This is a genomic window from Agrobacterium sp. 22-210-1 (assembly GCF_053522525.1).
This window is the reverse complement of the sequence record NZ_JBNWCI010000005.1, coordinates 272,086-285,169: the sequence shown is the minus strand read 5'-3', so window position 1 is coordinate 285,169 and position 13,084 is coordinate 272,086. Positions and strand designations below refer to the sequence as shown.

The window sequence follows — 13,084 nt, the reverse complement described above, 5'->3', positions numbered from 1 at the left end:
ATAACCTGAAGGCCGCAGGTTCAAATCCTGCCCCCGCAACCAAAATCTTCAAGACTTATCAAACGAATAAGCCCTCCTCATCGGAGGGCTTTTGCGTTCTAAGCCCTCAAATGCCTATGCCACGTGGCGAGTGGATTTTTCATTCTCACATATCGGATAAATCAGGATCGCATGGGTCGACGCTCATCACTGATCGTGCCGGCTTAAGCTTTCGGGTGCGAGCCAAAGCATCCGCGAGATCATTTCCCGCTATACCGGAGTGTCCCTTGCACCACTCTATGTCCACGTTCGGATTACGAAGGAGCAAGCTATCCAAACTCCGCCACAGGGCTTCATCCGGTATCTGCCGCTTTCGGGCTCGCGAATTGGGGTTGATGCGTTTCCAACCGTTGGTCCGCCAGATTTTGCGATGGCGGTGGCAACCATCGACAACATGAACGGAGTCCGTCCAAAGGACGGTTGTCCGGCCAGGAGCGTGAGCATCCAGCCATAAAAGTGCTTTCGTGACTGCCATGACTTCAAAGGAATTATTTGTAAGTCCGATTTCCATCCCACGCGCAGCATGCAGCTGCTGCTCCGTCTCGAAGACGACAAATGCCCAGCTTCCCGATATTCCAACGGGATCGTACGAACCATCCGTGTAGATTGTGAGTGGAGCAGTCATCGAGCTTGTTTTCCCGTGTCAAAACCGCCTGGAAAAATAACAGTGCCTTCGAGGCATTTCTGTAGATGGCGTTTACTATGTCCTCGTCGAATCAAAATCTCCTGTTCTTTGTATCGGGACAGAAAATTCTGGCTTTCGCAGAGTAGGTCGTACCAGATCGGGAGATCTCGAGCGCGGTAACCTTCACTCTACAGTTCCTAGCCTAACTCTTGCACCTGTGAATGGCGGAAAAAGGAAATTCCAGCCTTAATGAGAGACATAGCCTCCGCGCTTCACGTCGCGAAGCGCGACGAACACGGCCGCTGCCAGCACAGCAATCATCGCACCCGTAATAATCAGAACCGATCCATGCGCCTGAGTGAAGGCGCTGCGCGCCGCGGTCCGTATCGCCTCAGCCTCATCTCCACCCAACCGCGCGGCTGCCGTCATCGCTTCACCTATGGATCCACCTGCGTCGGCTGCTGGAGAAAACGAGCGTGAAACTGCGGAGAAATAGATTGAGTTCACGAGCACTCCGAAGAAGGTGATCCCAATGCCGGCGCCAAGTTCGTAGCCGGTGCTTTCCAGAGCACCCGCGGCGCCTGCCTTATCCGCTGGCGCGCTTCCCATGATGGCGATGGACGATGCCAAAAGACCAATGCCGAGGCAAAGGCCAAGCATCGCCAGAAGCGCCGCCGTCATCTGCGGCGAAGTGATGAGATCGATGGATGCGAGACCGAACAGCGCTGAGGCGGCTCCCATCATCGAGAGGGTTGCGATCGGCCGAAGACCGAATCTATTCGCAAGGTTGCCACCGAGTGGACCACCCACGGCCGCCGCAATGACGAGTGGCAGCATGAACAGACCGGCATCGAGCGGCGACATGCCGAGCACGTACTGGAGTTCCTGCGCAAGCACCAACTCAAACCCCGCCAATGCGCCGGAGGCGACGAACGCCATAAGCATCCCGGCAGCAATCGCTGGTTTGAGGAAGAGCGACAGGTCGAGCATAGGATTGCGGGACGAGACTTGCAGCCTGCCAAACCAGCCGAGCAGAATTATACCCGCGGACAGCGATGCAGCGACCGTACCGTTGATGCCGCCTTTCATCCCGGTCTTGATGCCGTAAACGGTCAGAACCAGACCCGAGACCAGCAATGCCGCCTGTCCGATATTCCAGGCCCCGAGACCGGTGCCAACCTTCCTCGGAACAAGGAACCAGACAAGGGTGATGACGACAGCCAACACCGGAAGATTGACGAGGAAGACCGACCCCCACCAGAAGTGCTCGAGCAGGATGCCCCCGACAAGCGGACCGATAGCGGCGCCCGCCATGCCGACGACACTCCACAAACCGAGTGCTCGCGCCCGCTCGCCATCATCCTCGAATGTCGTGCGAATGATGGCAAGGACGCAGGGCATGATCATCGAAGCGCCAACGCCAAGGACGGCGCGGGAACCGATCAGCATCGCCGGCGACGTCGAGAATGCGGCCGCAGCCGATGCGCCGCCAAACACGACAAGTCCGGTCAGAAGCATTCGCCGGTAGCCCATGCGGTCTGCAAGCGTTCCCATCGGCACCAGCAGACCGGCCATGACAAGCGCATAGATGTCGATGATCCAGAGCACCTCGGTACCGGAAGCACCAAGAGCGATGGTCAGTGAAGGCACCGCAATATGGAGAATGGTGAGGTCGAGCACGACGGGCAGAAAGGCCATCATGACGGCAGAGAGAATAAGCCAACGATTGGCGGAGGACATGCGAGACACCTGCAACACGAATTTTTTATCAGAACGATCGTTTCACTATTGCATTAATACACGATCGTTCGTAAAACAATCAAGTGACAAATTGGAGAATGACGTGGGTCGTATTCGCAGGATTCAGAAAGATGACATCTTGGATGCCGCCGAGCGCGTGGTGTTGAAGCTCGGCGCCGCCGGGCTTTCAATCGATGCCGTCGCACAGGAGGCGGGTGTCAGCAAGTCCACCGTCGTTTACGATCACAAGTCGAAGAGCGCATTGCTTGAGGCTCTGATCGACCGCCGTATATCGCAGGAACTGGAGCGGCAGGCAAAATCGGTCGAAGACGCTGCCGATACCCCTCATCCCGAGCTTTTCGGGCGGATCAAGCTCGCCGAACGTGTTGTGGATGATACCGAACGCGCGGTTGCCATGGCGATCAGCGCCTCCGTTTCCTCCGAGGAGAAGCTCCAGCAGCAGATGCGTGACTGGACGTTGGCAGACCTCAAAGCCATGGGCGAGGGTGCCCGTCCCGAAGCGGCCCTGATGGCTTACCTTGCCCTCTCGGGTTTTTATTTCACCGAACTCTTCGGTTTCCACCAGTGGAGCCAGGATGATCAAGCCAGAATTCTCGAAGGTGTGCGAACGATCTACACGTCCTATCCCGAGAAGTAATCGTCGCCCATAGGGCCCAATAACAGCCGATTCAAGGAAGAAACATGTACCGCTGCAGCCAACTGCCGCGCCTAAGGGCGTGCCTTATTGCAACCTCGATTCTCATGCTGACGGCGACGACTGCCCTTGCGCAGGAAGGCGGGGAGATGCCGCCCGCCGCCGTCGGTGTCATCGATCTCAAGGCGCATGCGATCCCGGTTATCAGTGAGCTTCCAGGCCGTGTGGCCGCCACTCGGGTCTCCGAAGTGCGTGCCCGCGTTTCCGGTATCTTGCAGGAGCGCGTTTTCGAACAGGGCGCGCTCGTGAAGGAGGGTGACGTCCTTTATCGGATCGATCCCCGTCTCTTCAAAGTCCGCGTTTCCAGCGCGCAGGCAACTCTTCGCCGCGCAGAAGCCACGCGCGACAACGCCAAGGTCCAGCTGGAACGGCAGAGGATGCTGCGGGAGCGCAATGTTGCCAGCGGTATCGACTATGACACCGCGGCCGTCAATCTTGCTCAGGCAGAGGCCGATGTGGCACTTCAGCAGGCTTCTCTCGAAGAGGCAAAGATCAATCTCGAATATACCGAGGTTCGTGCTCCGATCACAGGCATCATCGGCGGCGCGCTCGTCACCGAAGGCGCGCTTGTTACCGCGGACGGCACATCGAATCTCGCGTTGATTCAGCAGATTAATCCTGCCTATGCCGACTTTACCCAGTCCGCCCAGGATCTTCTGGCGCTACGCCGCGCCGTTACTGACGGCAAGCTGGCAAGCCCCGCTCCCGGACAGGCAAGCGTAGAGCTGGTTTTTGATGGCGGCGATGTCTACGGCGGGAAAGGCAAGCTGCTGTTTTCCAGCGCCAACGTGGATTCAACGACCGGCCAGGTGACATTGCGTGCCGAGTTTCCGAACCCGAATGGCGATCTTTTGCCCGGCATGTATGTGCGCGTGCGCATCGAACAGGCCGTCCGTCAGGACTCAATCACCATTCCTCAGCGTTCCGTGCTGAGAACCCAGGACGGCAAGGCGCAGGTCTACGTTGTCGAGGCTGATGACACTGCAAAGCTCCGGGATGTCCAGCTAGGACAGGCGCTTGGCCAGGAGTGGGTGGTCGAAAGCGGCCTTAAGGAGGGCGAGAAGGTCGTGGTCGATGGTGTGCAGAAGGTTCAGCCGGACACCAAGGTTGCCTCTGAATCCTGGTCGGCGGACGAACACAAGCAATCTGGCGGCGTAATTCCCGCCACCTCGGGAAATTCAAGGTAATATAATGGCACAGTTCTTTATCAGCAGGCCGATCCTTGCCTGGGTCTTCGCCCTGTTCATTTCCATAGCGGGCATCATCGCCTTGCCCTTTCTGCCGATTGCGCAATACCCCAAGGTTGCGCCGCCGCAGCTCACCATTTCCACCTCCTATCCCGGTGCCTCACCGCAGGAAATCTATCAGGGTGTGACGCGGCTGATCGAGGAGGAGCTGAACGGCGTCGCCAACATGATGTATTTCGAATCGACTTCGGACACATCAGGCGCTGTCAGCATCAATGCCACCTTCGAGGCCGGCACCAACATCGATCAGGCATCGGTCAACGTGCAGAACGCTATCCGGCGCGTGGAGTCTCGTCTTCCGTCTGCGGTCACCTCGCAGGGTGTCAACGTTGAAGAAGCAGCATCGGGCTTCCTGATGATGATCACGCTGACCTCCACCGACGGTCGCATGGACGAAGTCGCACTTGGCGATTATCTGAACCGAAACGTTCTTGGTGAAATCCGCCGTCTTGATGGCGTCGGTCGCGCCCAGATGTTCGCGGCTCAGCGCGCCATGCGCGTCTGGATCGACCCGGACAAGATGGTCGGCCTGAATCTGACGGCAGCAGACATCAATGCCGCCATCACCGCCCAGAACGCCCAGGTTGCTGCCGGCCAGATTGGCGCTGCCCCAAACCCGGTATCGCAGGATCTGACCGCCACGGTTCTCGTACAGGGCCAGCTTTCTGACCCCAGGGCGTTTGGCGAAATTATCCTGCGCGCAAACCCCGATGGCAGCGCAGTCCTTCTGAAGGATGTCGCCAGGATCGAACTTGGCGCGGAGAACTACAACTTCACCAGCCGCCTGAACGGGCAACCGAGCGCGGCAGTTGGTATTCAGCTTTCCTCGACGGGGAACGCGGTAGCGACTTCGAACGCCGTAAAGTCGAAGATGGACGAGCTGTCGCAGTTTTTCCCCCAAGGGGTTGAATACGCCACGCCATACGACACCAGCCCATTCGTGTCGGCGTCCATCGAGAAGGTGCTGAGCACGCTGATCGAAGCCGTCGTACTCGTCTTCGTCGTGATGTTCGTGTTCCTGCAGAATTTCCGCTACACCGTCATCCCGACTCTGGTCGTTCCCGTTGCGCTGTTAGGCACATGCGCCATCATGTTCGCGACCGGCTTCTCCATCAACGTGCTGACCATGTTCGCAATGGTTCTCGCCATCGGTATTCTCGTCGATGACGCTATCGTAGTGGTTGAAAACGTTGAACGCATCATGGCTGAGGAAGGCCTCTCACCCAAGGCCGCAACCCGCAAGGCGATGGGGCAGATTACAGGCGCGATCCTCGGGATCACCCTTGTCCTCGCATGTGTGTTCATCCCGATGGCTTTCTTCCCGGGTTCGACCGGCATCATCTATCGCCAGTTTTCGCTGACGATGGTCGTATCGATCGGCTTTTCCGCTTTTCTGGCGCTGTCGCTTACCCCAGCGCTCTGCGCGACATTCCTCAAGCCGATTACCAAGGGGCATCATGAAAAAAAGGGGTTGGCAGGCTGGTTCAACCGTAATTTTGACGGCCTGACAAACCGCTACGTCAAGGTGACCAACGGCATGGCAAAGCGCGCCGGCCGGATGATGGTGATTTACCTTGCCCTCGTCGTTGGTCTTGGCTACCTGTTCATCAATCTCCCCTCGGCATTCGTGCCCGCGGAAGACCAGGGAACATTGCTGGTCGACATTCAGGGGCCGCCGGAAGCCAGCGCCAATCGCACGCAGGCGTCGGTCAGGCAGATCGAAGAAATCCTGAAAGCGGAGTCCGGCGTCAAGGATGTCATTGCGATCCAGGGCTTCAGCTTTTCCGGTAGCGGCGCCAACGCCGCGCTGATGTTCGTCACTCTCAAGGACTGGAGTGAACGCGGTGCGGACAACTCGGCGCAGGCCATTGCAGACCGCGTAAACATGTCGCTGTTCGGCCTTAAGGATGCGACCAGCTTTGCGCTTTCCCCTCCGGCTATCGAAGGTTTCGGTGCCACGGGCGGTTTCGCATTCCGCCTTCAGGACCGCAATGGTGTTGGCCAGGCCGCCCTGTCTGCTGCGGGAGCCGAATTGATGCAGAAGGCTGGGCAAAGTCCGGTGCTGACCGGCATGCGTGTGGAAGGCCTTCCGGATGCGGCGCAGGTTCTGCTGGTGATCGATCGCGAAAAGGCGAACACGTTCGGTGTGACCTTCTCCGACATCAACAACACGATCACCGCCAACCTCGGATCGTCCTATATCAATGACTTTCCGAATGCCGGCCGCATGCAGCGTGTCATCGTGCAGGCCAAGGACCAGAGCCGCCTTCAGGTCGAAGATTTGCTCAAGCTGAACGTCCGCAATGCCAGCGGCGGAATGGTTCCGCTGTCGTCCTTTGCAATTGCGCAGTGGCAGAAAGGTTCGCCACAGATCGTTGGTTACAACGGTTATCCGACGATACGCATCTCGGGTGAACCTGCTCCCGGCAACTCATCGGGTGCGGCCATCGCCGAGATGGAGCGTCTGGCGGGCGAAATGCCCGAGGGCATCGGCTTCGAGTGGACGGGTCAGTCGCTGGAGGAAATCAAATCCGGTTCACAGGCGCCCTTCCTGTTCGGCATCAGCCTTCTCTTCGTCTTCCTGCTTCTCGCAGGTCTCTACGAAAGCTGGTCGATCCCGTTCTCGGTCATGCTCGTGGTGCCGCTCGGTGTCATCGGTTGCGTGCTTGCGGTCATGCTCGCCGGAATGCCGAATGACATCTATTTCAAGGTGGGCCTGATCGCGATCATCGGCCTGTCGGCAAAGAACGCGATCCTGATCATCGAATTTGCCAAGGACAATTACGCCGAGGGCAAGCCGTTGCTGGAATCAGCGATCGAGGCCGCAAAGCTCCGCTTCCGCCCGATCATCATGACCTCGCTCGCATTCACGCTCGGCGTCGTACCGTTGGCAATCGCCTCCGGTGCCAGTGCCGCCAGCCAGAATGCCATCGGCACGGCCGTTCTGGGCGGCATGATTTCGGCGACAATCCTTGGTGTGTTCTTTGTCCCGGCCTTCTTCGTCTTCGTGCTGAAACTGTTCAGGACGAAGCGGCCGGAGGCGGACGATGCAGCCGCGAGTTCCGAGATTGTGCCAATCGCTCACGGTTCGCGCACATAACCTCAATCGCAGTTCGGGGTGTATCTTCCTCTGCACCGCAAGGCTCCACCCCCTTTTCCCAAAGGCGGTGGAGCCACTGTTCCAATCCAGTCCCTGGTGATCGGGCGCGCATCCCGCCCGGGTGATAATCTAGGGTGCCACTTCCGCCGAAAACGCCGATTTGATGAGTGTTTCGGTATATTCAGCGGCTGGCCTGTTGAATATGGCGTCCGTTTCGCCCTCTTCCACAATCGTCCCGTTTCTCATGACGATGACGTAGTCCGAAATGGCCTTGATGACAGAAAGGTCGTGGCTGATGAAGATGTAGGAAAGGCTGTGCGTCTTCTGCAAATCACGTAGCAGGTCGATAACCTGTCCTTGAACGGACCGGTCCAGCGCGGATGTAGGTTCATCGAGAATGACGACATCAGGCTTGAGGATGATCGCACGGGCAATTGCGATACGCTGGCGTTGCCCGCCTGAAAACTCGTGCGGGTAGCGGTTGCGGGTGGCTGGGTCGAGACCGACTTCTTTCAGTGCTTCGATTGCCCTTTTGTCCCGCTCCGCGCGGCTCAAACGTTGCTCATGCACGAACAGACCTTCAGTGATTATCTCTCCGACCGTCTGTCTTGGCGAAAGCGAACCATAGGGATCCTGAAACACAAGCTGCAAATGCCGCCGCAATGGCCGCATTGCCTTTCGGTCAAGGTCACTGATGTCCGTCTCGCCGAAGAAAATGCGGCCCTTGGAATGGGCAAGGCGCAGAAGCGCGCGTCCGAGGGTGGACTTGCCTGATCCGGACTCACCAACGATGCCGATGGTTTGTCCCTGGCGAAGGCTTAGATTGACGTCGTCGACAGCCCGAAACTTGCTCGATTTCGACAGGAAGCCACCCGGAATTTTATAATCGACCGTCACGTTCCGCCCGGAGAGAACGACAGGCGCCTCTTTGCCGACTGGCAACTTGTGCCCACTGGGTTCTGCATCGAGAAGCATCCGGGTGTAGTCAGCCTGCGGGCGATCGAAGATATCTTCCGTCGTGCCGGATTCGACGATTTCCCCGCGGCGCATAACCGCGACGCGATCGGCGAAATGGCGCACAACACCGAGATCATGCGTGATCAGGACGACGGCCATGCCGAAGCGTTTCTGCAATGACTTCAGAAGGTCGAGGATCTGTGCCTGGATCGTCACGTCAAGCGCAGTGGTCGGCTCATCCGCAATCAAAATGTCCGGCTCGTTTGCGAGAGCCATGGCAATCATGGCGCGCTGGCGCTGACCACCGGAAAGTTCATGCGGGTAGCTGTCTATGCGCCGCTCCGGCTCAGGAATTCCCACGAGCTTCAGGAGTTCGAGAACGCGGGCACGCGCCTCCTTTTTGCTGCCACCCCTATGGTGAACGATCGGTTCGGCGATTTGCGCGCCGATCCTGTAGAGAGGATCAAGCGAGGTCATCGGCTCCTGGAAAATCATGGTGATTTTCGCACCCCGGATATTGTTGAGCTCGCTGACCGGCAGGCCGATCAACTCGCGTCCACGATATTTTGCCGAACCCTCGATAACGCCGTTGGATGCAAGCAGCCCCATGATGCCCATCATGGTCTGGCTTTTGCCGGAACCGGATTCTCCGACGACGGCAAGCGTTTCCCCCTGTTTGACGTCGAGATCGATGCCTTTGACGGCATTGACGATGCCGTCAGGCGTGGTGAAGTCAACCTTGAGATTGCGGACGGTGAGGATGGTTTCAGATGTCGTATTCATGTCAACGATCCTTGGGATCGAGTGCATCACGCAACCCGTCACCCACGAAATTCAGCGAAAACAGGGTCAGAACGAAGAAGATCGCCGGGAATATCAGGAGCCACGGGGCTGACTGGATATTGTTTGCGCCCTCGGAAATCAGCGCCCCCCAGCTTGTCAGCGGCGCCTGCACGCCAAGGCCGAGGAAAGAGAGGAAGCTTTCCAGAAGAATGACTTTGGGCACGACGACCGTGACGAACACGACGACGGGGCCGATCGTATTGGGAATGATATGGCGGCGGATGATCTGCCAGTCGCTCAAACCCAAAGCCTGTGCGGCGCCCACAAACTCCCGCCGTTTCAAGGCAAGCGTCTGGCCACGGACGATACGCGCCATATCCAGCCACTCCACGGCACCGATGACCAGGAAGATCAGGATGAAGCTGCGGCCGAAAAAGACCACGAGGACGACCACGAGAAAGACGAAGGGCAGCGAATAGAGGATTTCCACGAAACGCATCATCACATTGTCGACACGCCCGCCTATATACCCCGCGGTTGCGCCGTAAAGAACGCCGATGCCGAGCGAAACGAGGCTGGCCAGAACGCCGACGGCGATCGAGATTTGCCCACCCAGCATCACGCGCGCCAGCATGTCGCGACCGTTGGAATCGGTGCCGAAAAAGAAGTACTCGCGGTTGACGTCGCCTTCCAGCTTCAGCGTTCGGCCTTCATCTTCGGTGGCGACGACCTTTGTGTTTTCGAATTCGTTGGCGCGGTCGAAATACCGTGTCGTGCGCGGGTCAATCGGACTGGTGGAGGTGACGGTTGCCGTGAAGGTCTGTCCTTCGACTGAAAATTCCTGCAGCTCGACGCGCGCCCGGTTGGCAACGCCTTCCATCACGCCTTGCAGGTTGTTCACATCCGGGCGCGGCTCAAGGCTTGGCGGGACGGAGACATAGGACGAAAACACCTGATCATAGGTGTGTGTGAGGAAATGCGGGCCGATGAATGAGAAAAGCGTGATCAGCAGCAGCATGACGGAACCTGCCATGGCGGCCTTGTTTCGTCTGAAACGCAGGGCTGCCAGCTGGAACAGGCTTCGGCTTTTCACCAATGGTTGATGGGCAATATTGCCGGGGATATCAGTCATGTCTGACCCTCGGATCGAGCAGGCCGTAGAGAATATCGACCACGAGATTGAACAGGATGACAAAAATGGCGACGAGAACGACGGTTCCCATCACCAGAGTATAGTCACGATTGATCGCGCCAAGAACGAAGTAGCGGCCGACACCCGGAATAGTGAAAATCGTCTCGATGACCGCCGAACCCGTCAACAGCGCTGCGGCGCAGGGAGCCAGATAGGAAACGACCGGAAGCATCGCCGCGCGCATGGCGTGGAATACCACCACGTTGCGCGCTGGAAGGCCATAAGCCTTGGCGGTGCGGATGTGGTCCATCCGCAAAGCCTCGATCATCGCACCGCGTGTCAGGCGCGCGATAACCGCAAGCTGCGGTAAAGCGAGCGCGATCATCGGGAGGATGAGATATCGCAGCGATCCGTCACCCCAGCTGCCGGCGGGCAGAAGCCCGAGTATGACGGCAAAGACAAGCGTGAGAACAGGTGCGACAACGAAGTTCGGCACTGTAACGCCAACCGTCGAAATTGACATGATCGAAAAATCGAAGGCACTATTCTGCCTTAGCGCGGCCAGAGTGCCGGCGAGAACGCCACCCACAAGCGCCAGCAAAAGAGCATAGCTGCCGAGTTCCAGCGAATAAGGCAGACCTTTGCCGATCAATTGCGCGACGGTATTGTCCTTGTAGACGTAGCTCGGACCGAAATCGCCGGTGACGGCATTGCCGAGATAGATGAGATACTGGCGCCACAATGGTTCATCCAGATGATAGGTTCTCATCAGGTTTTCCATCGTCTGCGGCGGCAGGGGACGTTCAAGATTGAACGGTCCGCCCGGTGCGAAACGCATCAGGAAAAACGAAATCGTGACGACGATAAACAAAGTCGGCACCGCACTCGCCAAACGGCGCAGGATAAACGAGATCATGCTTTTTCGGGCTCCGGCATGGCACGGTGGTGTGAGCCACCGTGCCGACGCTGCTTATTCGGAAACGCTCAGGAAGCGGCTGAGGTGTGCGTTAGCAGCATTGTCGACCCAACCCTTGACGCGGTTGGAAACCAGCCAAAGATCGGCCTGCGTCAGAAGCGGAACAACCGGCTGTTCCTTCATGAGGATGGTTTCTGCCTCATGCAGCAGCTTGGAGCGAGCGGCAGGATCCTTCTCGTCATAGGACTTCTGCATCAGCGCGTCATATTCGGCGTTGTTGAACTTGGAATAGTTGAAGGTCTTGTTGGAGGATACCGAAAGCGCCAGGAAGTTTTCGGCATCGGCATAGTCGGCAACCCATCCGGCACGCGCCACGTTGAATTTGCCGCCTTCCTGAAGGTAGCCATAGTGCGAGGCGACGTCGAGGTTCACCAGCGACACCTTTGCGCCGAAGGTGTTCTTCCACATATCAGCGATAGCCGTCGCAACGCGTTCATGGTTCGGGTTGGTATTGTAACGGATTTCGATGGAAAGCGGCTTGCCGCCTTCACCGTAACCAGCCTCCTTCATGAGCTTGAGGGCTTCGTCTTCACGGTCAAGCTGCGACAGCGTGGCGAAGTCGGCCTTTGCCGGCTCTTTGTAGGAATCCATGCCCGGAGGAACCATGGAGTAGGCCGGAATCTGGGAACCGCTATAGATTTCCTTGGCGAGGAAATCGCGATCCACTGCCATGGAGAGCGCCTGGCGGACACGGACGTCGTTATAAGGCGCTTCGCGGGTATCGAAGGTGTAGTAATAGGTGGCAAGCGTCGGCGAAACGTGAACCTGTTCGCCATAGGCCTTGCGCAGACGGTCGATCTGATCCGCGGAAAAGTTATAGGCGAGGTCCATTTCCTTTGCTTCGAAACGACGAACGGATGCGGCCTGGTCATCGATCGGGTAGAAGATGACCTTGTCGATCTTGGTGTTGGGCGCATCCCAGAAACTGGTGTTCTTGACGACCGTCAAGCTGTCGTTTGGAACATGCGCTTCGAGCTTGTAAGCACCATTCGAAACCATGACACCGGGCTTTACGAAGTCGGTGCCGTTCTTTTCGTAACTCGCCTTGGAGATTGGCAAAGCCGCCTGGTGAGAAAGGAGTTCAAGGAAGAATGGTGTCGGGCGCTCGAGTGTGATCTCAAGGGTCTTGTCATCCACCGCCTTGACGCCAAGCTGCTCAACCGGAACCTCGCCCTTGTTGATCTTTTCGGCGTTTTTGATCGGGTAAAGAATATTTGCATATTTTGCGGCGGTCTTCGGATCTTCGACGCGCTGGTAGGAGAAAACAAAATCTCCGGCCGTTACCGGGGTGCCATCCGACCACTTCGCATCCGCACGCAGTTTGAACGTGTAGACGGTGCCATCCTCAGACAGCGTCCAGCTTTCCGCCGTACCGGGAACGATCTTGCCGGCGGCATCGTAAATGGTGAGACCTTCATAAAGGTCTTTCAGGATAAAGGCTTCGATGTTGATGGAGGTCTGTGCCTGATCGAGCGTCTGCGGTTCGCCGGCATTGCCACGATGCAGAACTGTTTCTGCAAGCGCGGAACTGGCGCCAATCAGTAATGATCCTACCAGCAGAGTGGTGCGAGCTGTTGTTTTTATCGACATTGTTTTCTTTCCCCGTGAATATTTTGAGTCCACAAACAAGGCCAAATTGCTCCGGAGTGCAACCACAATAAATTGTGAGTTGATGTAGAAACCACAAGTTTCACTTAAGTTGACATGTCCGCGCTAGACCCGACGGTTTCTTATAAAACACTTCGGCTGAAGCCATCCTGCGCCACGTTG

General features: G+C 57.5%; 9 protein-coding genes. 3 read left to right on the top strand and 6 right to left on the bottom strand.

The genetic code is table 11. The features are described from left to right. Positions 1–145: 145 nt before the first annotated feature. Together ACQZ5F_RS25160 and ACQZ5F_RS25155 are read right to left on the bottom strand one after the other, a co-directional pair. Complete coding sequence (locus tag ACQZ5F_RS25160; protein ID WP_448731113.1) at positions 146–664, bottom strand: ribonuclease H family protein; 519 nt, start codon at positions 662–664, stop codon at positions 146–148. Positions 665–910: 246 nt separating this feature from the next. Next, positions 911–2,404, bottom strand: coding sequence for an MFS transporter (locus ACQZ5F_RS25155; protein ID WP_046801940.1), 1,494 nt, complete (start codon positions 2,402–2,404; stop codon positions 911–913). Positions 2,405–2,507: 103 nt separating this feature from the next. Here ACQZ5F_RS25155 and ACQZ5F_RS25150 point away from each other — a divergent pair, with 103 nt between their 5' ends. The 3 genes from ACQZ5F_RS25150 (at position 2,508) to ACQZ5F_RS25140 (ending at position 7,466) form a co-directional block, all read left to right on the top strand. Beyond that, entirely contained in the window at positions 2,508–3,062 is a 555-nt protein-coding gene (locus ACQZ5F_RS25150) for a TetR/AcrR family transcriptional regulator (RefSeq protein ID WP_137087208.1), read from the top strand. 104 nt (positions 3,063–3,166) lie between these two features. Beyond that, positions 3,167–4,306, top strand: coding sequence for an efflux RND transporter periplasmic adaptor subunit (locus ACQZ5F_RS25145; protein ID WP_225338054.1), 1,140 nt, complete (start codon positions 3,167–3,169; stop codon positions 4,304–4,306). Positions 4,307–4,310: 4 nt separating this feature from the next. Further along, the gene (locus tag ACQZ5F_RS25140; protein ID WP_225337955.1) at positions 4,311–7,466 is read left to right on the top strand and encodes a multidrug efflux RND transporter permease subunit; all 3,156 of its coding nucleotides are present in this window, start codon (positions 4,311–4,313) and stop codon (positions 7,464–7,466) included. A gap of 129 nt (positions 7,467–7,595) precedes the next feature. Here ACQZ5F_RS25140 and ACQZ5F_RS25135 read toward each other — a convergent pair whose 3' ends face one another. The 4 genes from ACQZ5F_RS25135 to ACQZ5F_RS25120 are packed head-to-tail and all read right to left on the bottom strand — an operon-like array spanning position 7,596 to position 12,904. Beyond that, positions 7,596–9,206, bottom strand: a complete 1,611-nt coding sequence (locus tag ACQZ5F_RS25135) for an ABC transporter ATP-binding protein (protein ID WP_225337956.1) — start codon at positions 9,204–9,206, stop codon at positions 7,596–7,598. A gap of 1 nt (position 9,207) precedes the next feature. After that, positions 9,208–10,338, bottom strand: a complete 1,131-nt coding sequence (locus tag ACQZ5F_RS25130) for an ABC transporter permease (protein ID WP_225337957.1) — start codon at positions 10,336–10,338, stop codon at positions 9,208–9,210. Further along, a complete protein-coding gene (oppB, locus tag ACQZ5F_RS25125; protein WP_035265000.1) occupies positions 10,331–11,254 on the bottom strand; it encodes an oligopeptide ABC transporter permease OppB in 924 nt (307 codons plus the stop codon). Before oppB ends, ACQZ5F_RS25130 begins: the two co-directional genes overlap by 8 nt. Before the next feature lie 54 nt (positions 11,255–11,308). Further along, on the bottom strand, positions 11,309–12,904 hold the full coding sequence (locus ACQZ5F_RS25120) for a peptide ABC transporter substrate-binding protein (protein WP_046801945.1): 1,596 nt from the start codon (positions 12,902–12,904) through the stop codon (positions 11,309–11,311). Between the last annotated feature and the right edge of the window lie 180 nt (positions 12,905–13,084).

Excerpts from the sequence above, each read along its gene's own strand:
- ACQZ5F_RS25160 (WP_448731113.1), bottom strand. The coding sequence starts at position 664 with ATGACTGCTCCACTCACAATCTACACGGATGGTTCGTACGATCCCGTT.
- ACQZ5F_RS25155 (WP_046801940.1), bottom strand. The coding sequence starts at position 2,404 with ATGTCCTCCGCCAATCGTTGGCTTATTCTCTCTGCCGTCATGATGGCC.
- ACQZ5F_RS25145 (WP_225338054.1), top strand. The coding sequence starts at position 3,167 with ATGCTGACGGCGACGACTGCCCTTGCGCAGGAAGGCGGGGAGATGCCG.
- ACQZ5F_RS25140 (WP_225337955.1), top strand. The coding sequence starts at position 4,311 with ATGGCACAGTTCTTTATCAGCAGGCCGATCCTTGCCTGGGTCTTCGCC.
- ACQZ5F_RS25135 (WP_225337956.1), bottom strand. The coding sequence starts at position 9,206 with ATGAATACGACATCTGAAACCATCCTCACCGTCCGCAATCTCAAGGTT.
- ACQZ5F_RS25130 (WP_225337957.1), bottom strand. The coding sequence starts at position 10,338 with ATGACTGATATCCCCGGCAATATTGCCCATCAACCATTGGTGAAAAGC.
- oppB (WP_035265000.1), bottom strand. The coding sequence starts at position 11,254 with ATGATCTCGTTTATCCTGCGCCGTTTGGCGAGTGCGGTGCCGACTTTG.
- ACQZ5F_RS25120 (WP_046801945.1), bottom strand. The coding sequence starts at position 12,904 with ATGTCGATAAAAACAACAGCTCGCACCACTCTGCTGGTAGGATCATTA.